The following is a 25091-nucleotide window of genomic DNA, read 5'->3' on the forward strand; positions in this document are numbered from 1 at the left end:
CTCAGAGGTCGTCCTTCTTGGTCAGCTCCAGCTCCATCGCATCGGCGGTGCGGATGGCCGCATCGATGGCGTCGCTGAGCTGGTCGGAGGTGGCGTCGGCATCGATCTTCACCACGAACATCGCGGTCGACTCCTGCTTCACCCAGCCGCCCATCTTGGCATCCTGCGAGTCTTCCAGCAGGCGGTTGGCCACGGCCATCGGGAACTGCTTGGTCTGCGATGTGTAACCCGGCGACCAGATCTCACGGATGTTGTGGGTACCGAAGTCTTCCACCGACGAGCGCACGTAGACGATCTGGGTGCGATCGCCTTCGACGTCGAACACCATCTGGTAATCGCCGTCTTCATCCACCTCGTAGGTGTAGCCCAGCTTTTCCAGATGACGGGCAACGGCCTTGTCGGCCTTCGCGCTGTCAGTGGTGGTCGCAGCGCCAGCGGTGCCAGCGGCAGCCAGGGCGATCAGCAGGGCGCAGAGAAGGGTCCTTTTCATGAAGATCCTGTGAAACCAAGAGTGTGGGAAGGTGCAATTGTGACGGCGGGCGTCCGTGCCGTCCATTCCGCGCAGGGCCTGCGCAAGGCCGACTCACCCCTTATAATCGGCAGATGCCTCGCGAGTCCGCCCCCGATTCCCACCACGAGCACGGCGTTGCCGTGGAGCCCGCGCGCCCGGAAGTGGCGCCGCCGCCGTTCTATCAGGTCATGCTGCTCAATGACGACTACTCCCCGATGGATTTCGTCGTGGACGTCCTGCAGCAGTTCTTCAACATGGACCTGGACAAGGCCACCCAGGTGATGCTGCACGTCCACACCCGTGGCCGTGGCGTCTGCGGTGTGTTCACCCGTGAAGTGGCCGAGACCAAGGTGGCCCAGGTCAACGAGTACGCGCGGATGAACCAGCATCCGCTGCTGTGCACGATGGAAAAGGCCTGACCGCCCACGATCTGTAGAGCCGAGCCGATGCTCGGCTGCTTTCTGCCCGGGCGTATCGACCCCGGATGGAGCGTGCCTACCAAGGTGGGCACCTACCAGGGCAGGCAGAGTGTCACGCCCCCGCCAGCGCCTGCAGGGCCATCCCGGCTACCGCCTCATCGATGTCGGCCGGGTCGCCGTCATCCCGGAACCACACCGCTGACAGCCCGGCACTGGCCGCGATCCAGCGCAGCAGTCGCGTGCGCTCGATATCGGCCAGCCGGCAGACCTGTTCCAGCCGGGCGTGGAAGCGCTCGGGCCGCGTTGCCACGTGGATGCCTGGCCCGCACAGGTCCGGGTTGCTGAACATCGTGGTGTAGTCGAACGCGCGGTCACCCAGCAGCCGCTTCGGGTCGATCGCCAGCCAGCCCCGCGTGCCGAAATCGAGCACGTTGTCGTGATGCAGGTCGCCGTGCAGCGGCCGTATCTCCTGCTCCTCCTCCAGCAGTGCCATCGCCAGCGATCTGCACTGTTCCAGCAATGGCGGCAGCGGCGCCCTTGCCTGCAGCAGATCAGCGAACCATCTACGCAGGCAGACCAGATCTTCTGGCGGCGCGCTCCGTGGCCGGTGCAGCTGCTGCAGGACCTGGCACAGGATCATGGTGCAGGCGTCGTCCTCGCCCTTGATCGAACGTTGCCGCAGGGAGTCGCCGTGCGCCCGTTCGATCAGGATCGCCGGTCCCTCGTGGGCCAGCAGGCGTGCGGCGCCGTCGCCATTCCACCAGCGCAGCAGGCGATGGCCGTTCTGTTCCTCTGTCTCCGTGCTCACCTTCAACATGGCCGCCTCGCCAGAGGCGGTCAGCACCGGGCAGAGCCGGGAATGGGGGGTACGGATCGAAGGACCATCACGTCGCAATCGCCAGCGGCTCAGGTAGGGTTCGCTCATGGTGAGGGTGCTGTCCTGGAGTGAACGATGATCAAGCGGTTCGCACTGCTAACGCCATCTGAACGTCGCAATCCGCTAGGGTGATGGAAATCGCGTAGTCAGGCCGCATATTGTCCCCAACTGCCGCCGGAGTAATCCATGTTCAGCAAAGACCTCGAACACACCATCGGCCAGTGCTACAAGCGCGCCCGTGAGGCCCGACATGAGTTCATGACGGTCGAACACCTGCTGCTGGCACTGCTCGACAACCCGTCCGCTCAGGCCGTACTGAAGGCCTGTGGTGCCGACGCCGACCGCCTGCGCCAGGAGCTGGAGCAGGCCATCGAGGCTTCCGTGTCCCGCCTGGCCGAAGATGATGGCCGCGATACCCAGCCGACCCTGGGCTTCCAGCGCGTGCTGCAGCGGGCCGTGTACCACGTGCAGTCCTCCGGCAAGAAGGAGGTCACCGGCGCCAACGTGCTGGTCGCCATCTTCGGCGAAAAGGACTCCCACGCCGTCTATTACCTCAACCAGCAGGACGTCACCCGGCTGGATGTGGTCAATTATCTGTCCCACGGCATCGCCAAGCTGGGTGAGGAAGGCGAGCAGCCGTCCTCGTCCGAGGGCGAGGGCCGCATGGAAGGGGGCGAGGGCGAGCCGAAGGGCGATGCCCTGACCGAGTTCGCCAGCAACCTCAACGAACAGGCCCGCGCCGGTCGCATCGACCCGCTGGTCGGCCGTGCCGACGAGATCGAACGCACCATCCAGGTCCTGTGCCGCCGCCGCAAGAACAACCCGCTGTACGTGGGCGAGGCTGGCGTCGGCAAGACGGCCATTGCCGAGGGCCTGGCCCGGCGCATCGTCGAAGGCTCGGTGCCGGACGTGCTGGCCGATGCGGTCATCTACTCGCTCGACCTGGGCGCGCTGGTGGCCGGCACCAAATACCGTGGCGACTTCGAGAAGCGCCTGAAGGGTGTGCTGACCGCGTTGAAGAAGGTGCCCAATGCGGTGCTGTTCATCGACGAGATCCACACCATCATCGGCGCCGGTTCGGCGTCGGGCGGCACCATGGATGCCTCCAACCTGATCAAGCCGGCACTGGCGTCGGGCGAGCTGCGCTGCATCGGCTCGACCACGTTCCAGGAATACCGCGGCATCTTCGAGAAGGACCGGGCGCTGGCCCGTCGCTTCCAGAAGATCGACATCGTCGAGCCGACCGTGGGCGAGACCTACGAGATCCTGCAGGGCCTGAAGTCCAAGTACGAAGCCCACCACGGCGTGACCTACGCCGATGAAGCGCTGCAGGCTGCGGTCGACCTGTCGGTCAAGCACATCGCCGACCGCCTGCTGCCGGACAAGGCCATTGACGTGATCGATGAGGCCGGTGCCCGCCAGCGCCTGTTGCCGGAAGGGCAGCGCAAGGAGCTGATCGACGTCGAAGAAGTCGAGGCCATCGTCGCCAAGATGGCGCGCATCCCGGCCAAGCAGGTCAGTGCCACTGACAAGGATGTGCTGCAGCATCTGGAGCGCAACCTGAAGATGGTGATCTTCGGCCAGGATCCGGCCATCGGCACCCTGGCCTCGGCCATCAAGCTGGCGCGCTCGGGCCTGGGCAATCCGGAAAAGCCGATCGGCAACTTCCTGTTCGCCGGTCCCACCGGTGTCGGCAAGACCGAGGTGACCAAGCAGCTGGCGCTGCAGCTGGGCATCGAGCTGGTCCGTTTCGACATGTCCGAGTACATGGAGCCGCATTCGATCAGCCGCCTGATCGGTGCGCCTCCGGGCTACGTCGGCTTCGACCAGGGCGGCCTGCTGACCGAGAAGATCGTCAAGACGCCGCACTGCGTGCTGCTGCTGGATGAAATCGAGAAGGCGCACCCGGACATCTTCAACATCCTGTTGCAGGTGATGGACCGCGGCGTGCTGACCGACACCAACGGTCGCGAAGCCAACTTCAAGAACGTGGTGCTGGTGATGACCACCAATGCCGGCGCGGCGCAGGCCTCGCGGCGTTCGATCGGCTTCACCAAGCAGGACCACGCCACCGATGCGATGGAGACCATCCGTCGCGCGTTCACGCCGGAATTCCGCAACCGCCTCGATGCGGTGGTGCAGTTCCAGCCGTTGGGCTTCGAGCACATCCTGCGCGTGGTGGACAAGTTCCTGATCGAGCTGGAGATGCTGCTGCAGGAGAAGCACGTCAGCCTGTCGGCCACCCCGACCGCGCGCGACTGGCTGGCCCACCACGGCTTCGACCCGCTGATGGGCGCCCGCCCGATGGCGCGGGTGCTGCAGGACAAGGTCAAGCGCCCGCTGGCCGACGAGTTGTTGTTCGGCAAGCTGGTCAACGGCGGCAAGGTCAGCATCGACGTGCGCAACGACGAGCTGGTGGTCGAGGCGCAGGCCGAGCCGGAACGACTGTTGCCGGCCACGGTGGAGTAAGGCTGTGCCGGGCATTGCCTGGCGGCGGAAGCAACGACAGGGCGGCGCAGGCCGCCCTTGTCGTGTCAGTCCTTCAGCGGCCGCGCTGGCGGGCCATGCGCGTGAAGGTAGCGGCTTCCAAAGGTTCGATCCGATCGACCGTGCAGCTGGCGCGGTCGGTCTTCAGCTCGCTGCGTGAATCGCCGCACAGCTGGTTGCTCTCGCCCTGGGTTTCAAACGCCAGCCGGCGCGAGGTCACGGCGCTGCTGCAGGTGCGAGTGAACACGACGCGGTAGTGCTGGTCACCATTGCGCAGCAGCACATCGCGATCGGCGCCGGCGCGGACGATCTGCTGATCCTCGCTCAAGGCAATGCAGCTGTCGCCAGTGGTGGCTGGCGGCGTGTCGGCGGCCTGGGCGACGGGTGCGATCAGGGCAGCAGTGATGAGTGCGAGCGCGGCGAAGCCGGCGGGCAGGGAAGACATGTTCATGGCGGGGGCAGGGTGGCGATCCGGACTGGATCGGGTGCCACGATGACGCCGCCGCTGCGAATGCGAATCTGCCGCAAGGATGGCTGACCGATGTCACGGTGCATTCGGTCAGGGTGCCGTCCGGCAGGGCCGGATTCCAGGCATGACAAAAGGCCAGCGTCCAGGGCTGGCCTTGTCGGGGTGGCGCAACGCGCCAGCCGCTTACTTCATTCGGTAGGTGATACGACCCTTGGTCAGGTCGTACGGGGTCATTTCAACCTTGACCCGGTCACCGGTGAGGATGCGGATGTAGTTCTTGCGCATGCGGCCGGAGATGTGGGCGATGATTTCGTGCCCATTTTCCAGACGAACGCGGAAAGTGGTGTTCGGCAGCGTCTCGCTGACGGTGCCCTCGAACTCGATGGAATCGTCTTTCGACATGTAGTCCTGTGCGGTTCAGAAAACGGCCACGTTGGGCCTAAGGCGCAGCATTTTACGCGTCAAACGCCCAGCTTGCAAAGATTGCGTTATTCCCCGGCAAAATCCGCTGCCGGCACGCGCCCGACCAGCCGGGTCCAGGCACCTTCCCGGCCCGGCGCCTGCACCGCGCTGCGGACCTGCTCCAGAAACGGCGCGCGCGGCAGGTGCTCGGCGCCCATGCGTAGCAGGTGCGGGTTCTCCACCTGCGCATCGATCAGTGGCCAACCCCAGCCGTGCAGCGTGCGTGCCAGTGCCGCCAGCGCCACCTTGGAGCCGCCGCTGGCGCCACTGAACATGCTTTCGCCGAAGAACATCGCGCCGATGGCCACGCCGTAGATGCCACCGACCAGCGTCTGCCGGTCCCACACTTCGAAGGAATGCGCGAAACCCAGGTCGTGCAGCTGGCTGTAGGCATCCACCATCGCCGGGCTGATCCAGGTGCCGTCCTGGCCGGGACGGGGCGCGCTGGCGCAGGCACGCATCACCTGGCTGAAGGCGGTGTCGGCGGTCACTTCCCAGGTGCTGCCGCGCAGCTGCCGGCGGAACCTGCTGCTCAGGTGCACACCGTCGGTACGGAACACCATGCGCGGGTCCGGCGACCACCACAGGATCGGCTCGCCCTCGCTGAACCACGGAAAGATGCCGCCGGCATAGGCGTTGAGCAGGCGCAGCGGGTGCAGGTCGCCGCCCACGGCCAGCAGGCCATCGGGCTGGCGCAGCGCGGTCTCGGCCGGCGGGAAGGGGGCATCCGGCGCATCGGCCAGGCGCCAGGGCAACTGACGGGTCATGCCGGCATTGTATTCGTCGTGGCGATACGCGATGTCTGGCACCATCACGCTTCACCGGCAAGGAGCCCCGCATGAGCGACCCCATCACCGCCATCCTCGATGCGCACGATGCGCCGCGCACACGCAATGACAGCCTGGGCATGCTGTTGACCCTGGCCAGCGAAGACCGCCCCCGACTTGGCGCGCTGCTGCTGCAGGCGCTGGAGCGCCGCTCGCCCAGCTCCACCTTTCTCGATACGGCGCTGGATCTGCTGCCGGATGAAGCTGTCGCGCCGGTCTGTATCGATGCCTGGCGGCGCTATCGTGAGGGCGAGCGCAGTGAGCTGCTGACCAGCGTGCTGGAGTTCGCCAGCTACCAGGCGCCGCAGGTGCTGCAGGACGACTGGGACGCGCTGCTGACGGTCGCCATCGAAGATGACATCCAACTGGCCCCGCAGATCTGGCAGGCGCTGCCGCCGCCGCTCGCGGCGGACTGGGCGCATCGGTTGACCGACGCCGATGACGATCGCGAACTGGAACGCGCCAAGGCACTGCTGTTGGCCGCCCAGCCGGAAACCCATGCCGCCGCCCGTGGTTACCTGGCCGACTGGAGCGACCTGGATGCGGAGGTGTGGGCGCACTGGGCGGGCCTGGCCGATGGTCCCCGGCTGCACCGCCTGCATGGCCAGCAACCGCTGCACCTGCGTTTTGGAAGCAGGCAGCACCGCGCGCAGGTGGCCGAAGAGCCGAGCTGGCGCAAACGGATCTGGCGGCTGCATCCCACCTGGAATGGCGGTCAGGTACAGCATGCCGGGCACATGGGCGGCCCGCTCGATGCCGTGTGTGGCAGCTGTCATGCACCGCTGCAGCGTCTGCTGCAGACCGACACTGCGGCGCTGGAGGAGGGCGCGGCCGGCTCGATCACCCTGGGCCTGTGCCTGGACTGCTGCGGCTCGGAAGATCCGCCCGTGCGCTTCTATCGCCACGATGCGGAAGGTGTGCCGAGCTGCCACCCAAGCCAGCACTGCGAAGTGCCGATCAATCCCACCGACAGCGGCGACCTGATGCAGGCCGAGGTCGGTCTTGCTGCGATGGGCAGCCCTCGCTGGCAGCAGCAGGACTGGGGCCAGTCCAATCATCGGCAGAACCTGTCGCGCGTGGGTGGTGCGCCGAGCTGGGTGCAGAGCGCGCACTATCCGGAGTGCGTCGATTGCGGCGAGCAGATGCCTTTCGTGATGCAGCTCGACTCAACGTTGCCGACCACCAATGAAGGCATGTTGCTGTGGGGGAGTGGCGGCATGCTCTACAGCTTCTGGTGCGGCAAGTGCCGGGTGAGCGGGCACTTCTGGCAGTGCACCTGAGCGCAGTGCCCTGAACTGCTCTGGTAGGTGCCAACCTTGGTTGGCACGCTTCTCCGGCGCTACGGTTCCGCACGAAACGGGCTATGCCCCTGCAGTTCCTGCTGGTAGCGCCGCACATCCCGCCGCTCCTGCCGGCACCAGTCGCGCAGCGCCTCGGCAAACTCCGCATCGGCCACCCAGTGCCGGCTTCGCACGATGGTCGGCAGGAAGCCACGCGCCAGTTTGTGCTCGCCCTGCGCGCCAGGCTCGAAGCGGGCTATCCCCTCGCGCAGGCAGTATTCGATGCCCTGGTAGTAGCAGGCCTCGAAGTGCAGACCGGGCAGGGTGGCGCCGCCCCAGTAACGGCCGTAGAGCGTGTCGCCACCACGCAGGCACAGCGCACCGGCAATGGGTTCGCCGTCCTGTTCGGCCAGGAACAGCACCAGCCCACGGCCCAGTGAAATTGCCAGATGGCGCAGGAATGCCTCGGTCAGCGCTGGCGCGTTGCCGTATTCCAGGAAGGTCTGCAGGTAGAAGCGGTACATGGCTTGCAGATCGGCGCGGCTCGCTTCGTCGCCATGCACCACCCGGAAGCTGATGCCCTGTCGGGTGACCTTGGCCCGCTCCTGGCGGATGTTCTTGCGGTGCTTGTGGTTCATGGCGTCGAGGAACTGCTCGAACGTGCTCCAGTCACCCGGGTTCTGCCACTGGAACTGGATGTCCTCGCGCAGCAGCCAGTCGTCGCCGAAGGCGGTCTCGTCAGTAGCAGTGTGGAAATTGATGTGTGCCGACGACACGTCGAGTGCGGGCATCTGTTCGCGCAGTGCCGTCAGCAGCGCAGCGCGCTGCGAATCGTCACGGGCCAGCAGGCGCGGGCCGGTCACCGGCGAGTACGGCACAGCGCCGAGCCATTTCGGGTAGTAGTCGCGTCCGTGGCGCGCATAGGCATTGGCCCAGGCATGGTCGAAAACGAACTCGCCGTGCGAGTTGGTCTTCAGGTAGCCGGGAAGGGCGCCGACCAGGGTGTCCCCGTCCCAAAGGGTGAAATGCTGCGGCTGCCAGCCCCAGTCCTCGCGCAGGCAGCCATAGGTTTCCAGGCCGGCAAGGAATGCGTGGCTGACGAACGGGTTGCGGCCGTCGTGCAGGGCATCCCAGTCGGTGGCGGGAATGGACTGCAGAGAGTCGAGAAAACGGGCGGAGGGCATGGGGGTAAGGATAGGGCAGGTGGGGCAACGTGGGGGGGGGGGCGGAGAGCGTGACCTTGATTGCCAGGCATGGCCTGGCACTACTGAAAAGAAAAGGCCGGCGCTTTCGCGTCGGCCTTCAAGGTCAAGCAGCGTGCAACGCAGGCCTCAGCTGGCCTTGCCCTGTGCATCCAGGTAACGTTCTGCATCCAGTGCGGCCATGCAGCCGAAGCCGGCCGAGGTGATCGCCTGGCGGTAGTGCTGGTCGGCCACGTCGCCGGCGGCGAATACGCCTTCCACCGAGGTCTGGGTGGCGTTGCCGCCCAGGCCCGAACGGATTTCCAGGTAACCGTTGTTCATGGCCAGCTGGCCGTCGAAAAGCTGGGTGTTCGGGTGGTGGCCGATGGCCACGAAGAAGCCGTGCGCATCGATGTCGCGGGTGCTGCCATCCAGGGTCGACTTCACGCGCACGCCGGTCACGCCGGCCTCGTTGCCCAGCACTTCCTCCACCTGGTGGTGCCAGACGGTCTCGATCTTGCCGGCTTCGACCTTGGCGAACAGCTTGTCCTGCATGATCTTCTCCGCCTTCAGGGTGTCGCGGCGGTGGACCAGGTAGACCTTGCGGGCGATGTTGGACAGGTACAGCGCTTCTTCCACGGCGGTGTTGCCGCCGCCGACCACGACCACGTCCTGGTCACGGTAGAAGAAGCCGTCGCAGGTGGCGCAGGCGGAGACGCCGCGGCCCTTGAACTCGTCTTCGGTCGGGATGCCCAGGTACTTGGCGGTCGCGCCGGTGGAGATGATCAGGGCATCGCAGGTGTACTCGTGGCTGTCGCCGATCAGCTTGAACGGGCGCTGCGACAGGTCCGCGGTGTGGATGTGGTCGAAGATGACCTCGGTCTCGAAGCGCTCGGCGTGGGCCTGCATGCGCGCCATCAGGTCCGGGCCCATCAGGCCATGGGCGTCACCCGGCCAGTTGTCCACTTCGGTGGTGGTCATCAGCTGGCCACCCTGCTGCAGGCCGGTGATGACGACCGGCTTCAGGTTGGCGCGGGCAGCGTAGACGGCAGCGGTCCAACCGGCCGGGCCGGAACCGAGGATGACAAGACGCTGGTGGCGGGAGGGCAGGCTGGTGCTCATGTAGACTCGCGAAAAGGTAGATGGGACAAGGCGCGGCGATGTTTGCACAGCATCCTTGGCTGGTCATAGAGTGGCGGCTGGGGCAGGGCGATTCAAGCCGATGAACAGAACAGCGCCATCCACGGGCGGTTTCGGGCCCTGTCCCCGCTTGTGCGGCAACGGATAACTGAAAACTGACGCCGTCTCGTTTATTATCAAACACTAACAGCGCATTCCAAAGGTATGGTCTAAGGTGGCGAAGCAGGTCCCCGAACGCTCCAAGTCCGACGACAAAAAGGCATCGCGTCGCACGGCGGCAGCGGCCACGACCGACAATCCACGCCGTCAGCGCCTATGGCGCGACCTGGGTCTGATCGCCATCGCGCCGGCGCTGCTGTATCTGGCTGCCAGCCTTTTCACCTATTCAGCGACCGACCCGGGCTGGTCGCACACCGGTAGCGTGGTCGCGCCGGTCCACAACATGGGCGGCCGCGCGGGTGCGTGGATCGCCGACGTGCTGCTGCAGCTGTTCGGCTATATCGCCTTCCTGCTGCCGGTGGTGCTGGGCGCGCTGGCCTGGATTGCGATGTTCGGCCTGAAGCGCGAGAGCAAGGGCGAGAACGATCTGGACCCCGCATTGCGGCTGGTCGGGCTGGTCGGCTTCCTGATTGCTGGCACCGGCTTCCTGCACGTGCGCCTGTTCAGTGGCGATGTCTCCAGTGCCGGCGGCATCCTTGGCAAGCTTGTGGGCAATTCGCTCAGCGTGGGCTTTGGCGCGCTGGGCGCCAACCTGTTCGTGCTGGTGCTGCTGCTGGCCTCCATCACCTTGGCGACAGGCTTGTCCTGGTTCGTGGTGATGGAGAAGATCGGTCGCGGCGTGATGTCGCTGGCACCGTTGCTGGAGCGCAAGAAGGAGCAGGCCACCGAATGGCAGCAGACCCGCGTGATGCGCGAGGAGCGCCAGGAAGTGCGCAAGGCCGATGCCGAAGTGCGCGCCAAGCGCGAGCCGGTGAAGATCGAGCCGCGCCCCGAGCCGGTGATCGAAAAGAGCGACCGGGCCAAGCGCGACAACCAGATCCCGATGTTCCGCGGCGTCAATGGCGACGGCTCGGACCTGCCGCCGCTGGCCCTGCTGGATGATCCCAAGCCGCAGCCCGTGGGCTATGACAAGGACACCCTGGACGCGCTGTCGCGCCAGATCGAGTTCAAGCTCAAGGACTTCCGCATCGATGCCCAGGTGGTCGGCGCCAACCCCGGCCCGGTCATCACCCGCTTCGAGATCGAGCCGGCGCCGGGCATCAAGGTCAGCCAGATCAGTTCGCTGGACAAGGACATCGCCCGCGGCCTGTCGGTCAAGTCGGTGCGTGTGGTCGATGTGATCCCGGGCAAGTCGGTGATCGGCCTGGAAATCCCCAACGTCACCCGCGAGATGATCTACCTGTCCGAGCTGCTGCGCTCGAAGGAATACGACAAGTCGGCCAGTTCGCTGACCCTGGCGCTGGGCAAGGACATCGCCGGCCGCTCGACCGTGGCCGACCTGGCGCGCATGCCGCACCTGCTGGTGGCCGGCACCACCGGTTCGGGCAAGTCGGTGGCGGTCAACGCGATGGTGCTGAGCCTGCTGTTCAAGGCGTCGCCGAAAGACCTGCGGATGCTGATGATCGACCCGAAGATGCTCGAACTGAGCGTCTACCAGGGCATCCCGCACCTGCTGGCGCCGGTGGTCACCGACATGAAGGAGGCCGCCAACGGCCTGCGCTGGTGCGTGGCCGAGATGGAGCGCCGCTACAAGCTGATGAGCGCGGTGGGCGTGCGCAACCTGGCCGGCTTCAACAAGAAGGTGAAGGACGCGCAGGACGCCGGCCAGCCGATGATGGACCCGCTGTTCAAGCCGAACCCGGAGCTGGGCGAGGCGCCGCGGCCGTTGGAGACGCTGCCGTTCATCGTCATCTTCATCGACGAATTCGCCGACATGATGATGATCGTCGGCAAGAAGGTCGAAGAGCTGATCGCGCGCCTGGCGCAGAAGGCACGTGCGGCCGGCATCCACCTGATCCTGGCCACCCAGCGCCCGTCGGTGGACGTCATCACTGGCCTGATCAAGGCCAACATTCCTACCCGCATCGCCTTCCAGGTCAGCTCGAAGATCGATTCGCGCACCATCCTCGACCAGTCCGGCGCCGAGACGCTGCTCGGTCACGGCGACATGCTGTACCTGCCGCCCGGCACGGCGATGCCCGAGCGTGTGCACGGCGCCTTCGTGTCCGATGAAGAAGTGCATCGCGTGGTCGAGCACCTCAAGGCGATGGGCCCGGCCGACTATGTCGACGGCGTGCTGGATGAAGTGCAGACGATGGGCGATGGCGTGGTGGTCGGTGCGACTGGCCTGCCGGAGACCAGTTCCGGCGGCGGCGATGAGTCCGACCCGCTGTACGACGAAGCGCTGCGTGTGGTCACCGAGACCCGTCGTGCCTCGATTTCCGGGGTGCAGCGTCGCCTGAAGATCGGCTACAACCGCGCAGCGCGACTGATCGAGGCCATGGAAGCGGCCGGTGTGGTCAGTTCGCCCGAGCACAACGGCGACCGCACGGTGCTGGCACCGCCGCCGCCGAAGTAAGCCCTGCCGCATTCCCGACGTCCAAGGAACCGACGCATGCTTCAACCCGTTTCCTGCGCGCTGGCGCTGGCCTGCCTGCTGGCAGCCGGCCCGGCGCTGGCCGATGCCGCAGCGACAGCCGTACCCGCGGTCGCGCCGCCATCCACCGGCAGCGATGCCGAGGCCAGCAACAACTTCAGCTTCGTCCGCTACCGCGCCGACTACCAGGTGCGTGCCGACGCCGGCAACGTACAGACCGAAACCTACGAGATCCTGCTCAAGACCAAGGCAGCGGTGGAGCAGTTCAGCCAGGTGCGGTTGAGCTACAGCGAGAAGATGGAAACGCTGGACGTGGTCAACGCCTATACGCTGACCGCCGACGGCCAGCGCCGCGAGGTCCCGGCCGATCGCATCTACACCCAGGAAAGCTATTCCAGTGCCTCGGCGGCGATGTATGCCGACCGCAAGGTGCGGGTGATCGTGTTCCCCAACCTGGCGCCGGGTACGCGGCTGTTCTACCAGGTGCGGCGGACCCAGCTGACGCCGTACTTCCCGGGCTACTTCGGCCTGTGGGAAACCTTCAATGTGTTCACCCAGTACGACGACGCCGAGGTGACCCTGAGCGCGCCGGCCAATCTGCCCATGTTCGTGGACAGCCGTGGCGTGCAGGGCAGCGATCGCCCGGTGCTGAAGAACGGCCAGGCGCAGTGGCGCTGGCGCTACCAGCGCCGCGAGCCGATGCAGGCGCAGAACTGGTCGGCGGCGGTGTGGGAGTTCGGGCCGAACATCATGGCCAGCACCTACCGCGACTGGGCGCAGATGGGCCGCGCCTATCAACTGAAGGCAGGGCCGGCCGCGCAGGTCACCCCGGAGATCCAGGCGCTGGCAGACGAAGTCACCGCCGGCGTCAGTGACCGTCGCGCGCAGGCCGATGCGCTGTACCGCTGGGTCGCGCAGAACATCCGCTACGTGGCGGTGTATCTGGGCAATGGCGGCCTGGAGCCGAACAGTGCGCAGAGCATCCTCGACAACCACTACGGCGACTGCAAGGACCACGTAACGATCCTGGAAGCGCTGCTGGCGGCCAAGGGCATCACCAGTTCGCCGGTGCTGATCGGTGCCGGTGGCGGACCAACGCTGCCGAAGATTCCGCTGCTGGGCCGCTTCAACCACGCCATCACCTATGTGCCCGAGTTCGATCTGTACCTGGATTCGACCAGTGCCTGGGCGCGCTTCGGCCAGCTGCCCGATGGCGACCTCGGCGCGCCGGTGCTGCACACCCGCGATGCCACTCTGGCGCGCACACCTGCCAACGACCCGCAGCGCAACGCGACGGTGATGGACGTGCGCTTCAGCTTTGACGCGCAGGGCAATCTGCGTGGCGAGACGGTGCCGCAGCTGAGCGACAACGCCGAGATCGGCATGCGCGCGCAGTTCGCCCAGCTCAATGCGCAGAACCGCGCGCGCGCTGAAGAATCGATCATGGCCGCGTCCGGTTTCGATGGCCGCGGCCAGCTGCAGCTGCAGGGGGTGCCGGTCGACCTGACCCGGCCGTTCGGTTATCGCATGGCGTTTCAGGCCGAGGACTACGTGGACTTCGACGTGGCCGGCGGTATGGCCGTACCCGATCCGCCGGGTGGCGAATCGGTGCGTGGGCTGTATGCCAGTGCCTCGGCACCGGACAACGAGACGCCGTTCTACTGCAATGCCAGCCTGCGCGAGGAAACCTATCGCCTGCAATTCCCGACCAATGCCCCGATCATCGCGATTCCCGGCAGCCAGCGGTTTGCCAATGCGGCCGGCGAGTATCGGGTCGACTGGAGCCGGCAGGGGCAGGAAGTGACCGTGCATCACCGCCTGCAGCAGAACGCGGTGCGCGGCGCCGAGGCGCTGTGCCAACCTCAGGACTACGCCGCATTCCGCGCGCTGTTCCGCGAGGTGCGCCGGGGCTTCCGTGGCCAGGTGCTGTACGGCAAGCTGCCCGGCGCTGGCGGCTGAATCGCCGATCAGCGATCAGGGCGTCATAATGGCGTCCTGATCGCCCATTCATCTTTTGCCGGGCACACTGGCACCCAACTTTCCTGGCCGCGCGCCCACAGGATTCCTGCATGAACCTTCGCCTCCGTCGTTTCCTTGCCACCACCACCCTGGCCGTGGCCTGCGCCGCCGCCGGCAGTGCCTGGGCCGGCGCCCGTGATGACCTGAAGACCTTCACCACCGGCCTGAAGGGCCTGGATGGGCAGTTCAGCCAGCAGGTGTTCGACAGCCGCGGCAAGGTCAAGGAATCCACCAGCGGCCGCGTCGCCTTGTCGGCGCCGCGCCTGTTCCGCTGGGAATACGTGCGCCCGCATGAGCAGCTGATCGTGGCTGACGGCAAGAAGGTCTGGATGTTCGAGCCGGACCTGGAACAGGCGACCGTGCGCGAGCAGGGCAAGGAAGAGCAGAACAGCCCGCTGACCGCGCTGATCAACCCGGCGCTGCTGGAGCAGCAGTACGACGTCAGTGAAGAGGCTGCACAGCGTGACGGCCTGCAGTGGCTGTCGCTGTCGCCGAAGCGCGATACCGAAGCCAGCTTCCAGTACGCCGCACTGGGCTTCAACGCGCAGGGCCTGGCGAAGATGGAGATCACCGACGCCGTGGGTCAGCGCACCGTGATCAGCTTCAGCGGCTGGAAGCGCAACCCCAGCTTCGCCGCCAACACCTTCCGCTTCACCCCGCCGGCCGGCACCGACGTCATCGGCAACTGATCGTGGCCGCCGGGCACGGCCCGGCGCTACCGCCCTTGGCAGGTGCCAACCTTGGTTGGCACGCTCTCGCGGTACAATGATCGCGTGCCAAGACATCGCTCCACTTCATTCCCCGGTCCCGATCTGCTGAGTGTCGATCGGGAACACATGCGCCCGCTGGCCGAGCGCATGCGCCCCCGAACCCTGGACGAAATGGTCGGGCAGAAGCGTCTGCTCGCGCCGGAAAGCGCGCTGCGCCGCGCCGTTGAATCCGGGCGCGTGCATTCGATGATTCTGTGGGGGCCGCCCGGCTGCGGCAAGACCACGCTGGCGTTGCTGCTGGCTGAATACTCCGACGCCGAATTCCGCGCCATTTCCGCGGTGCTGTCTGGCCTGCCGGAGGTGCGCCAGGTGCTGGCCGAGGCGGCGCAGCGCTTCGCCGAAGGCCGTCGCACGGTGCTGTTCGTCGACGAAGTGCATCGCTTCAACAAGGCGCAGCAGGATGCGTTCCTGCCGCACATCGAGCGCGGCACCATCCTGTTCGTTGGTGCCACCACCGAGAACCCGTCGTTCGAGTTGAACTCCGCGCTGCTGTCGCGTTGCCGCGTGCACGTGCTGGAAGGCGTCTCGCCGACCGACATCGTTGAAGCGCTGGAACGTGCATTGGGCGATCGCGAACGCGGCCTGGGCGAGGAGCGCATCGAGGTCGCACCGGAGCTGCTGCTGGAAATCGCCACTGCCGCTGATGGTGACGTGCGTCGTGCACTGACCCTGCTGGAAATCGCCGCCGAGCTGGCGGGCGGGGAGGGTGGGCGTATCACGCCGCAGACCCTGACCCAGGTGCTGGCCGACCGTACTCGCCGTTTCGACAAGGGCGGTGAGCAGTTCTACGACCAGATCTCGGCGTTGCACAAATCCGTGCGCAGTTCCAATCCCGATGCCGCACTGTACTGGCTCACGCGCATGCTCGACGGCGGCTGTGATCCGTCGTATCTGGCACGCCGGCTGACCCGCATGGCCATCGAAGACATCGGTCTGGCCGATCCCCGCGCGCAGAGCATGGCGCTGGAGGCATGGGACATCTACGAGCGGCTGGGCAGCCCGGAAGGCGAGCTCGCCTTCGCCCAGCTGGTGCTGTACCTGGCCAGCACCGCCAAGTCGAATGCCGGCTATGCGGCCTTCAACCAGGCCAAGGCCGATGTGCGCGACAGCGGCACCGAAGAAGTGCCGCTGCACCTGCGCAACGCACCGACCAAGTTGATGAAGGAACTGGGCTACGGCGCCGAGTACCAGTACGACCATGACGCCGAGGGCGGCATAGCGCTGGACCAGACCGGTTTCCCCGATGCGATGGGCGAACGGGTGTATTACAACCCGGTGCCGCGCGGGCTGGAGATCAAGCTGAAGGAAAAGCTGGACCGGCTGCGCGCCGAGCGCGAGGCGGCGAGGGCGGCCAAGGGCCGCTGAGCTCCGCTTCTGTAGAGTCGAGCCATGCTCGACTGCTTTTGACGACCGAGACCACCGTTTACGCACACCCCCCCCATAGTGGCGGATACGTCAACCTGCGCCGATCAGTATCAGGTTGGTGCCTGTGGGATGAAGCCAGAGAAAGACTTCCTGCTTGCCCTTCCGATAGCCGGACGAGCAGACCGCCTGCCAACCCTGGCCACAATTGACCTCGGGGAATCCGTAGACGGTTGGGTGAGAGTACTCGCGTGGCGTTGCGACCCATCCAGCCTTTAACAGGGCACGACGCAGCGTTTTGTAGTCCATTTCCCATCGCGCACCCATTGCTTTGAGCGCGCCAGGCATTGGAGGCGGGTTTGCCTTGAGGCTGCCCATCATGTAGCCGGGCTCTATGTAGCCGGGTTCTGTTGAGGGCGGTGCGGACGTCAGGAGTAAGGCAATCAGGATGCTCTTCATTTGCCCGAGCGTAGTGGTGTTGCCGCGCTCGTCAAATGGCGCTGACGCAAATGCCACTGTGAAGATCAAAAGGGTCGTATGGAGGCCTCCTCCCCAGTGAGGCAGCCGAGCATGGCTCGGCTCTACATTGCCCCGCTCGTGTGCATTTGGCAGACTGCGCGGCTCTTTTTTCAAGGAACGACGCCGTGCAGGAAATGATTCTGCCGTTGAAGCGCTACGCCCAGTTCGAAGGCCGCGCCAATCGCCGCGAGTACTGGATGTTCCAGCTGTTCCTGTTGCTTGCGGCTACCGCGGTAGGCGCGATTTCGATGATGGTGGCATTCGTTGCTGCGGTTTTCCTGCAGGCCGATTCCAGCTGGATGGCCGGGATCACCATCGGGGCACTGGCGCTGGTAGGTCTGCTCTGGCTGGCCACGATCGTGCCGCTTATCGCAGTGACCGTGCGCCGCCTGCATGACTGCAACCAGTCGGGCTGGCTGTACCTGCTGGCGCTGGTGCCGATGGGTGGCCTGGTGATCCTGGTGTTCGCGCTGCTGCCGGGTACGCCGCAGGACAATTCCTATGGCCCGGTGCCCGCCGGCCCCTGATGTCGCCAACGTCGCCTCACACAACGAAGCCGGCTTTGAGCCGGCTTCGTCGTTTGCGCGCTGCTGTCAGCGCTGCCGGACCGATTACTGCAGTACGCAGTCGCCCAACGCCAGGTAGTCCGATCCCGAGCTGAACTGCAGCGTGCAGCTGGCGGTGAAGGAAACGCCTTCCTCCATCGCTGCCAGCTTGGCGTTCTGCTCGTCATCGGAAGCGGTCAGGCGGGCCAGCACCTGGCCATCCTCGTCGCCGGCTCCCAGGACCGGCTCGCCCTGCAGGTTGCTGGAGGCGCCCAGGCTCACCGCCGTGAACTGCACGGTCTGGTTGAGCTCTTCCAGCCCAAGGGAGGAATAGCCGGCCTCTTCATAGGCCGAATACAGCCCGGCAAGGCTTGGCGCGGCGTGGCCTGCCAGCGGAGCGAGGAGGCCGGCAACGAGTGCGATCAGTGCTTTGTGCTTCAAGGTGTTCTCACAATCATGGGATCCGATCCCATGGCGGTTGTGGAGCTGATGGGCAGGGGCCACGCAGGCGCCCGCGAGGGCGGGGCGATTCCTGCGCCCCGATGGCGGGAAAAGTAGATGAACACGGACTTCCGGCGCAAGCGCTGGCGCGCGCGTGATACACAGCGTGACGTTTGATCGATGTGATAATCATTCGCGTTTAAGGTAGACTGCGGTCCCTTGTGAACCGGTGGCCGTGTGCCGCTTTCGCCGTTACTGATGAAGTCTTCCGTCCTGCCTCCGCGCCGTGGCCCGCTGCTGTCCGGCCTGGCCGCCTTGATGATGGGCCTGCTCCTGGCTACTCCGTACGCATACGCGCAGCAACGCAATCCGCTGCAGAAGATGGGCCAGACCGTGCTCGATGAGCCGGCGGCCAGTTACCGCTTCGAGCGTTTCGTGATCGACAGCCCCGACCAGCAGCGCCGCTGGCGGGTGAATGTCGCGATCCCGGCCAAGGCCTCGACGACCGCAGCGCCGGTGCTGTACGCGCTGGACGGCAACGCCGTGGCAATGGTGCTGGACCAGCCGTTGCTGGCCGAGCTGGCCGCACGCAAGGCGCCGCCGGTACTGGTGCTGATCGGCTACGACAACGACCTGCGCATCGATTCGGCCGCGCGCACCCGCGACTACACCGCCTGGATCGATCGCGCCGATGATGAAAGCGGCAAGACCCAGGCCGTTGGCGGCGGCGCAGCTGCCTTCCTCGACATGATCGAGCGCCGCATCAAGCCCGAAGTCGAGCGCCGGGCAAAGATCGACACCCAGCAGCAGGCGCTGTGGGGGCATTCGCTGGGTGGCCTGTTCGTGCTCAGCAGCCTGTACACCCGTCCGGCCGCCTTCCAGTACTACCTCAGCGCCAGCCCGTCATTGTGGTGGAGCCAGGGCGCGCCGCTGGGTGACGTCGAGCAGCAGTTCGTGCAGAACGCACACGGTCAGCCCGCGAAGGTGTGGCTGATGCTCGGCGGTGCCGAGCGCGTCGGCGACCGCGGCAAGCGTGACATGAGCAATCCGCGCGTGGTCGCGCATCTGCGCCGTATTGGTGGCGCCACCCCGGATGCGGCGATGCAGCTGGCCGAACGCCTGGACAAGGTGCCGGGGCTGAGCGTGCAGTACCGCGAGTTTCCCGGCCTCGGCCATGGCCCGATGCTGCCTGCGTCCTTCCACGCGGCCCTGCATGAGCTGTATGGCGTGACCGACCGCAGCGCCGATGACGGCCAACCGACCGGTGGTGACAACGCCGCCGAATGAATCCCCCGCACGGCAGTGCCGTGCGACCCCACTACCCAGGCGGACTGTCGATGTGCAGCGGCCAAGGCAACCGATGAATCCCGCGCCACCAGGCGCGGCCTACGTGTGCAAGGAGCCTTCCATGTCGTTCCGTCCGTCTTTCCGCCTCACTTCCCTGGCCGCCGGCCTGCTGCTGGCAGTGACCGCCACCGCACAGCCGGTGTTCGACCAGCCGGCCAGCGCCACCTTCAAGGGCCAGGTTGTCTCACGCGGTGAGAACGTGGTTCCCGGCAGCACCGCCGATGTCACCGGCCGCGGCTTCGTGCCGGGCCAGCAGGTCAGCCTGCTGCGCGGCGATACCGTGCTCAACAGCCAGCCGGTGGTGGTCGATGCCGATGGCAACTTCAAGACCCAGCTGGCCATTCCGGCCGATGCGGTGCCGGGCACCCACCCGGTGGTGGTGCGCGCCAGCCAGCCGGCCGCCGCAACCGTGCTGAAGCTGCGCGTGTCGCCGCAGTTGCCGCTGTCGGGCCAGGCGCAGTTCGCCACCCAGTCCAACAAGCTGGTGCCGGGCCTGTACCAGTCGGCCTACAGCGCCGCCAGCAACGCAGTGTTCGTGACCTCGGCCGTCGGTCGCCCGCCGGTCACCCAGTCGCAGCTGCTGAAGCTGGACCCGAAGTCGCTGAAGGTGACCAAGGCCATCACCCCGGCGCAGGTGCCGGGCAGCACCAACGGTGCGGTGTTCGCGGTGTACGGCGTGGGCGTGGATGATGCCAACGGCAACGTCTGGGTCAGCAACACCCGCCAGGACACGGTGGCCGTCTATCGCCAGGCGGATCTGTCGCTGGTCCACCAGTTCCCGGTCGGCACCGTGCCGCATGCCCGCGACGTCGTGGTCGACAGCACGCACGGCAAGGTGTTCGCCTCGGCCAGCGGCGAAGACCACCTGTCGGTGTTTGATGCGAAGACGCTGAAGCCGCTGGCGCCGATCCCCCTGGCCTCCGGCGTGGACGACGAGAAGTTCGTGCCGATGAGCCTGGTGCTGGATGAGCCCAGCGGCAAGCTGTTCACGGTCAGTATCGGTACGCCGGAAGCGGCGGTGATCGATGTGGCCAGCGGCAAGGTCGACAAGGTCATCGACCTGGGCAATTCGATCAGCGCCTCGGGCGTGGCGTTCGATGCCCAGCGCAACCGCCTCTACGTGGCCTCGCAGGGCACCGACAACCTGCTGATCGTCGACGTGGCCAGCGGCAAGGTCGTGCACGACGTGCCGGTCGGCGCTGGCGCACTGAACGTGGCCTTCGATGCGAAGAGCGGCCTGGCCTATGTCACCAATCGCGGCGCAGGCACGGTCACCGCGGTTGATCGTGATGGCAAGGTGGTCGGCAACCTCGATGGCGGCACCTTCCCCAATCACGTCCGCGCCGATGGCAAGGGCAATGTCTTCGCCGTGAACAAGTCGCGTGGCGCTGAGGATCCGAAGGGTGACCGCATCACCCGGATCAGCCTGCGCCAGCCGTAAGCCACAGGGCAGGGCGGCACCCCGTCGCCCTGCCAGCAAGGAGAACCTGCATGAACATCGCTTCCCGCCTGCGCCTGTGCGCGCTCCCGCTTGCCGTTTCACTGGTGCTGGCCGCCTGTGGCGACAAGGCATCGCCGTCTTCGGGCAACCCCGACGCAGCTGCGCCGACTGCCGCCACCGCCGAGGCCGGGGCGCTGCCCGCAGGCTGGCAGCGGGTGGCGGGCAATGACGTGCCAACCCTGCCGGGGCAGCAGGTGGTTCTGCCGAGCAAGGTACAGTCCGACGATGGCGCCGGTGTGGAAGTGGATGACACCAGCCGGATCATTGCCGGCGGTGACGACATCATCGCGGTGATTGAAGCACTGGGGCTGGGCAAGCAGGTGTTCGCCGCGCCGACCAACACCACGACTCAGGCAGGCCTGGCCGCGCCGCACCAGTTCCTGTTCAACCGCACCACCGGCGTGGAGGGCGTGCTGAGCCTGCAGGGCTCGCTGTTCATCGGCAACAGCCTGCGTCGCCACACCGAACTGGCCAAGAAACTGCGCGAAGTGGGCGAGCCCGCAGTGGTGATCGATGACCTGCAGCCGGCACCGGACAAGGTGCGCAAGATTGCCGCCGTGCTCGGTGTGGCCGATGCAGGGCAGACCTTGGCCACGCAGGTGCAGCGCCAGCTGGATGAGGCGGCCGCGATCGGCAGGGGCCTGGGGCATGCGCCGCGGGTGATCCATGTGTCGGCGACGGGTGCAGGCGGTTCACCGACCGTGGCCGGTGCCGACAGCGCATCGGCCAAGCTGATCGCGCTGGCCGGCGGCATCAACATCGGCACCGAGGCCGGCGTGGCCAACTATTCGCAGCTGAGCAACGAAGGCGTGGTCGCGGCGGCACCGGAAGTGATCCTGGTGACCGAGCATGACCTTCAGCTGTTCGGTGGTGCCGAAGGCCTGTGGAAGGCCTACCCGACGCTGAAGCAGACCCCGGCCGGACAGGCCAACCGGGTCTGGGTGATGCCGGATGCGCAGCTGAAGTACGCCAGCATCGGTTCTGGTGCAGGTGCGCAGGCGTTGGCCAAGGCGCTGGCGGCGCTGCCGAAGGCATGAGTCCTGCGGATCGACGCCGCCGTCGCGGGCGGACGATGTTGTTGATTGCGCTGGTCGCACTGCTGGGTGCGGTGCTGGCGTCGTTCGCCGTGGGCCCGCTGCGGCTGCCGCCTCTGGAAGTGATGCAGGCGCTGGCGGTAAAACTGGGTCTGCTCGATCCGCAATCGGTCAGCAGTCGTGACCTGGCCGTGGTGTGGCAGCTGCGCATTCCGCGTGCGCTGCTGGGGGCCATGGTGGGCGCGGCGCTGGCGATGGCCGGCGCCAGCCTGCAGGGACTGTTCGGCAATCCGCTGGCCGATCCGGGCATCGTCGGTGTCAGCCAGGGCGCTGCGTTGGGCGCGGTGGCGGCGATCGTGCTCGGTGCCGCGGGTGCAGCCGGCTGGCTGGTGCCGGTGGCGGCGTTCGGCGGCGGTGCCGCCGCGATCGGGCTGACCTACGCGTTGGCGCGGCCGGGCAAGGGTAGCGGGAATGCCACGTTGTTGCTGGTGGGCATTGCGATGGCCGCATTCTGCTCGGCATTGATCGGTTTCCTCACCTACATCGCCAACGAAAGCGAGCTGCAATCGCTGGTGTTCTGGCAGATGGGCTCGTTGGCGCGCGCCAACTGGGCCGATGTGGTCGCGGTGTTGCCGCTGTTTGCCATCGGTGCATTCGCGCTGCAGCGCCTGGCCACGCCGCTGGACATGCTGGCGCTGGGCGAACGACAGGCGCAGCACCTGGGGCTGGATGTGGCGCGTACACGGCGCCTGCTGGTGGCGTTCAGTGCGCTGTTGGTGGGCTCTGCGGTGGCATTCGCTGGTTCGATCAGTTTCGTCGGCCTGGTGGTGCCGCACGTGGCGCGCCTGCTGGTCGGCCCCGGCCATCGCTGGCTGCTGCCGTTGTCGGGCCTGCTGGGGGCGCTGCTGATCGTGGTGGCCGACACCGCTGCACGCACGCTGGATCCCCCGGCGGAGATCCCGCTGGGCCTGTTCTCCGCCGCGCTGGGCGCGCCGTTCTTCCTGTGGCTGGTGCTGCAGCAGCGCCGCAAGGCAGTCGCATGAGCGCTTTTCTGCAATTGCGCGACGTGGTGGTGCGCCGTCAACAGCGCGAGATTCTGCATGGCATCACCCTTGCGTTCCAGCCGGGCACGGTGACCGCGCTGGTGGGGCCCAATGGCGCCGGCAAGTCCACCCTGCTGGGTGTGGCGGCCGGCGATCTGCGCGCCGACGGTGGCGACGTGCATCTGCACGGGTGCCCGCTGCGCGACTACAAGGCCGGGCCGTTGGCACGCGAACGTGCGGTGATGCCGCAGGAACACGGTGTGCGCTTCGCCTTCAGCGTGGAAGAAGTCGTGGCGATGGGGCGCCTGCCGCATCCGCCGGACCCGCAGGTGGACGATGCGCAGGTGGAACGCGCGATCGATGCTGCCGAACTGCAGGTGCTGCGCCTGCGCGAAGTGCAGCAGCTGTCGGGCGGTGAATCGGCGCGGACCACCTTCGCCCGCGTGCTGGCACAGGACACGCCGTTGCTGCTGCTGGACGAACCTACGGCTGCGCTGGATCTGCGCCATCAGGAGCGCACCCTGCGCAGCGTGCGTGCCTGCGCCGAAGCGGGCGCGTGCGTGATCGTGGTGCTGCATGACCTCAACCTGGCAGCCGGCTACTCCGATCGCATCGTGCTGCTGGAACAGGGCAGGGTGGCCGCTGACGGCACGCCTTCGGAGGTGCTGACCGAGGCCAACCTGCGGCGCGTCTACCAGCAGGACGTGGTGGTGCTGCAGCATCCGCGCCGCGGTGTGCCGTTGGTGGTGGTGGCCTGATGCCGCCAAGTGTCGCAAATGCCCCGTCGTTCAGCCGTACACAATGAATTTCACACGCTGATGCTCTGCCACGCTGGGCTGAGTGAGCACTGGGATAGCCAACGATCTTCAACCATTTTCGTGTGTGTGATGCTTATTGGTAGCAGTGGGATCGGTAGAGCCTCCTTGAGCCAGGGGCATTGGCGATGTCAGCATGGCGAGCTGATCGAAACGGCAATCCATATGTTCACGTTCGGACGCGATCACGAGATCAAGTGGGCCATGCATCATGCCTCCAGCCCTGCTGAGGCGCGCCTGCTGGTCAGCATCATCAATGCTATTCACGATTACAAAGATGGCTTGCTTCCAGCTGAGGCTGTTCTTGATTCTCTTCGGCATGGATTGATCGAGGGTGCCTCTGGGACCTGGGAATCAGCGGGTAGTTGGCTTCTTAAGTTGAATGGAGCGGAGCCCTCGTCAGCATCCCTGTGGTTCGAACTCGCCGCTAGCAGCGACGCACAAGTGAGGTTTCGTGCAGCGTGTCATCTTGCGGATATGCCTGAAAGCCTAGCCTGTCGAATACATATGTTGCTGTCGCAGGACAGGAGCCGTCGTGTCAGGGAGCAAGTAGAGGCAAGCTGGGACTTCATTCAGAATCCGGGAAAGTACAGCTGACTGATTGTTGTTGATCGTGACCTGATGCAGTAAAGCTTCCTTGCGCAGCGCGACGTATCATTGGCGGTTCGTTTTTCTCAACGGAATGACCCCCATGAAATACATCCTCCCGCGCGCGACACTGCTGGCTTCGATCATTGCTGCATCGTGCACGGCGCACGCCGCTCCCGTCCGCACGGTTGTGCTGGACAAGGTGGCTGACCAGGCGACCTCGATCGAAATCCGTCATGCGAAGGGTGCCGGCGCCGCCTCCGATCTGTTCACCACGCATTACTACACCGGTGGCGCGATGCTGATGGCCTGGGGCAATCAAAGCGTGCTACTGCTCTGCAAGAAGTCGGCGTATCTGAAGCTGCCGGGCATGAAGCCTGCGGCCAGCGAACTGCCGCTGGAGAAGCGGCAGATGATCGGCTACGAAGCAATGATGGCGGGCTACGGCGGCATCGCTGCCGTGGGTGGACTGGTGGATGGCAAGATCGAAGTTGCCGATGACGGCAGTGAAGTCCGCCGCCAGGCCGAGCGGTCGTGGGCCTACGGCGTTGAACGCTACGACGTGATCAGTCAGCGCATGCCCAATGGTGCGCTGCGCGTGCGCGCACTGAAGACCGCCACGGTGAACAACGCAAAGCCGTCGAAGCCGGGTGACACCTTCAGTACCGAAGATGACCAGGCGGCCCGCCTGCGTGAGCTGGGGGCGGTGGGCAGCTGGACCGAAGTGACGATCCACGACACGCCCCGTCGCGGCGAGATCAATGCCGCCTTCCCGCTGAAGGACTGGGTGTCGGTGACGGGGGATCACGCCGCGACGGTGGGTGAGGCGCGGCGTATCAACGGTTGTGAGTGATTGTT

24 protein-coding genes are annotated in these 25091 nt (G+C 66.1%); 14 read left to right on the plus strand and 10 right to left on the minus strand.

The features are described from left to right. Position 1 precedes the first annotated feature (1 nt). Entirely contained in the window at positions 2-490 is a 489-nt protein-coding gene (locus AC13GI_RS02760; protein WP_482995415.1) for a hypothetical protein, read from the minus strand. A 113-nt stretch (positions 491-603) separates the two neighbouring features. On the opposite strand from AC13GI_RS02760, the gene clpS reads away from it, so the two are divergent. Further along, a complete protein-coding gene (gene clpS, locus AC13GI_RS02765; protein ID WP_025879127.1) occupies positions 604-930 on the plus strand; it encodes an ATP-dependent Clp protease adapter ClpS in 327 nt (108 codons plus the stop codon). A gap of 112 nt (positions 931-1042) precedes the next feature. Here the strand turns inward: clpS and AC13GI_RS02770 are convergent, their stop codons facing one another. Then, positions 1043-1855 (minus strand): APH(6) family putative aminoglycoside O-phosphotransferase, encoded by an 813-nt coding sequence (locus tag AC13GI_RS02770; RefSeq protein ID WP_482995416.1) that lies wholly within the window; start codon positions 1853-1855, stop codon positions 1043-1045. Positions 1856-1993: 138 nt separating this feature from the next. Here AC13GI_RS02770 and clpA point away from each other — a divergent pair, with 138 nt between their 5' ends. Next, positions 1994-4276: an ATP-dependent Clp protease ATP-binding subunit ClpA gene (gene clpA / locus AC13GI_RS02775; protein WP_049467362.1), complete on the plus strand. Its 2283-nt coding sequence runs from the start codon at positions 1994-1996 to the stop codon at positions 4274-4276. Between the two features lie 73 nt (positions 4277-4349). Here clpA and AC13GI_RS02780 read toward each other — a convergent pair whose 3' ends face one another. From AC13GI_RS02780 to aat, 3 genes are all read right to left on the minus strand, one after another. Further along, positions 4350-4745 (minus strand): hypothetical protein, encoded by a 396-nt coding sequence (locus AC13GI_RS02780; RefSeq protein WP_482995417.1) that lies wholly within the window; start codon positions 4743-4745, stop codon positions 4350-4352. A gap of 201 nt (positions 4746-4946) precedes the next feature. Continuing rightward, positions 4947-5165, minus strand: coding sequence for a translation initiation factor IF-1 (gene infA, locus AC13GI_RS02785; RefSeq protein ID WP_005409596.1), 219 nt, complete (start codon positions 5163-5165; stop codon positions 4947-4949). A gap of 86 nt (positions 5166-5251) precedes the next feature. Further along, a complete protein-coding gene (aat, locus tag AC13GI_RS02790; RefSeq protein WP_482995602.1) occupies positions 5252-5992 on the minus strand; it encodes a leucyl/phenylalanyl-tRNA--protein transferase in 741 nt (246 codons plus the stop codon). Between the two features lie 71 nt (positions 5993-6063). Here aat and AC13GI_RS02795 point away from each other — a divergent pair, with 71 nt between their 5' ends. Beyond that, the gene (locus tag AC13GI_RS02795; RefSeq protein ID WP_482995418.1) at positions 6064-7332 is read left to right on the plus strand and encodes a hypothetical protein; all 1269 of its coding nucleotides are present in this window, start codon (positions 6064-6066) and stop codon (positions 7330-7332) included. 59 nt (positions 7333-7391) lie between these two features. Here the strand turns inward: AC13GI_RS02795 and AC13GI_RS02800 are convergent, their stop codons facing one another. Together AC13GI_RS02800 and trxB are read right to left on the minus strand one after the other, a co-directional pair. Beyond that, positions 7392-8516: a GNAT family N-acetyltransferase gene (locus AC13GI_RS02800; protein WP_482995419.1), complete on the minus strand. Its 1125-nt coding sequence runs from the start codon at positions 8514-8516 to the stop codon at positions 7392-7394. 147 nt (positions 8517-8663) lie between these two features. Next, positions 8664-9635 (minus strand): thioredoxin-disulfide reductase, encoded by a 972-nt coding sequence (gene trxB / locus AC13GI_RS02805; protein WP_099818427.1) that lies wholly within the window; start codon positions 9633-9635, stop codon positions 8664-8666. A 232-nt stretch (positions 9636-9867) separates the two neighbouring features. Here trxB and AC13GI_RS02810 point away from each other — a divergent pair, with 232 nt between their 5' ends. From AC13GI_RS02810 to AC13GI_RS02825, 4 genes are all read left to right on the plus strand, one after another. Then, on the plus strand, positions 9868-12231 hold the full coding sequence (locus AC13GI_RS02810) for a DNA translocase FtsK (RefSeq protein ID WP_406779874.1): 2364 nt from the start codon (positions 9868-9870) through the stop codon (positions 12229-12231). 36 nt (positions 12232-12267) lie between these two features. Further along, positions 12268-14208, plus strand: a complete 1941-nt coding sequence (locus AC13GI_RS02815) for a DUF3857 domain-containing protein (RefSeq protein ID WP_380652637.1) — start codon at positions 12268-12270, stop codon at positions 14206-14208. A gap of 110 nt (positions 14209-14318) precedes the next feature. After that, the gene (gene lolA, locus AC13GI_RS02820; protein WP_100552505.1) at positions 14319-14957 is read left to right on the plus strand and encodes an outer membrane lipoprotein periplasmic chaperone LolA; all 639 of its coding nucleotides are present in this window, start codon (positions 14319-14321) and stop codon (positions 14955-14957) included. 147 nt (positions 14958-15104) lie between these two features. After that, positions 15105-16403, plus strand: coding sequence for a replication-associated recombination protein A (locus tag AC13GI_RS02825; protein ID WP_261311913.1), 1299 nt, complete (start codon positions 15105-15107; stop codon positions 16401-16403). Positions 16404-16493: 90 nt separating this feature from the next. On the opposite strand, the gene AC13GI_RS02830 is transcribed toward AC13GI_RS02825, so the two are convergent. Continuing rightward, entirely contained in the window at positions 16494-16859 is a 366-nt protein-coding gene (locus AC13GI_RS02830; protein WP_482995420.1) for a hypothetical protein, read from the minus strand. Positions 16860-17044: 185 nt separating this feature from the next. Between AC13GI_RS02830 and AC13GI_RS02835 the strand changes: the two genes are divergently transcribed. Further along, positions 17045-17446, plus strand: coding sequence for a DUF805 domain-containing protein (locus AC13GI_RS02835; RefSeq protein WP_099818433.1), 402 nt, complete (start codon positions 17045-17047; stop codon positions 17444-17446). Between the two features lie 84 nt (positions 17447-17530). Here AC13GI_RS02835 and AC13GI_RS02840 read toward each other — a convergent pair whose 3' ends face one another. Further along, entirely contained in the window at positions 17531-17905 is a 375-nt protein-coding gene (locus AC13GI_RS02840) for a hypothetical protein (protein WP_482995421.1), read from the minus strand. 258 nt (positions 17906-18163) lie between these two features. On the opposite strand from AC13GI_RS02840, the gene AC13GI_RS02845 reads away from it, so the two are divergent. The 5 genes from AC13GI_RS02845 to AC13GI_RS02865 all read left to right on the plus strand — a co-directional run bounded on the left by AC13GI_RS02845 (position 18164) and on the right by AC13GI_RS02865 (position 23588). Further along, entirely contained in the window at positions 18164-19192 is a 1029-nt protein-coding gene (locus AC13GI_RS02845; RefSeq protein ID WP_482995422.1) for an alpha/beta hydrolase, read from the plus strand. A gap of 121 nt (positions 19193-19313) precedes the next feature. Beyond that, positions 19314-20693 (plus strand): YncE family protein, encoded by a 1380-nt coding sequence (locus AC13GI_RS02850; protein WP_482995423.1) that lies wholly within the window; start codon positions 19314-19316, stop codon positions 20691-20693. 50 nt (positions 20694-20743) lie between these two features. Further along, the gene (locus AC13GI_RS02855) at positions 20744-21790 is read left to right on the plus strand and encodes a heme/hemin ABC transporter substrate-binding protein (protein WP_482995424.1); all 1047 of its coding nucleotides are present in this window, start codon (positions 20744-20746) and stop codon (positions 21788-21790) included. Beyond that, positions 21787-22830, plus strand: coding sequence for a FecCD family ABC transporter permease (locus tag AC13GI_RS02860; protein WP_099818438.1), 1044 nt, complete (start codon positions 21787-21789; stop codon positions 22828-22830). Before AC13GI_RS02855 ends, AC13GI_RS02860 begins: the two co-directional genes overlap by 4 nt. Next, complete coding sequence (locus tag AC13GI_RS02865) at positions 22827-23588, plus strand: heme ABC transporter ATP-binding protein (protein WP_482995425.1); 762 nt, start codon at positions 22827-22829, stop codon at positions 23586-23588. Before AC13GI_RS02860 ends, AC13GI_RS02865 begins: the two co-directional genes overlap by 4 nt. A gap of 108 nt (positions 23589-23696) precedes the next feature. Here the strand turns inward: AC13GI_RS02865 and AC13GI_RS02870 are convergent, their stop codons facing one another. Next, positions 23697-23966 (minus strand): hypothetical protein, encoded by a 270-nt coding sequence (locus AC13GI_RS02870; protein ID WP_482995426.1) that lies wholly within the window; start codon positions 23964-23966, stop codon positions 23697-23699. Between the two features lie 370 nt (positions 23967-24336). Here AC13GI_RS02870 and AC13GI_RS02875 point away from each other — a divergent pair, with 370 nt between their 5' ends. After that, positions 24337-25086: a hypothetical protein gene (locus AC13GI_RS02875; RefSeq protein ID WP_099818440.1), complete on the plus strand. Its 750-nt coding sequence runs from the start codon at positions 24337-24339 to the stop codon at positions 25084-25086. Positions 25087-25091: the final 5 nt, after the last annotated feature.

Source organism: Stenotrophomonas sp. 82F1, from assembly GCF_056861525.1.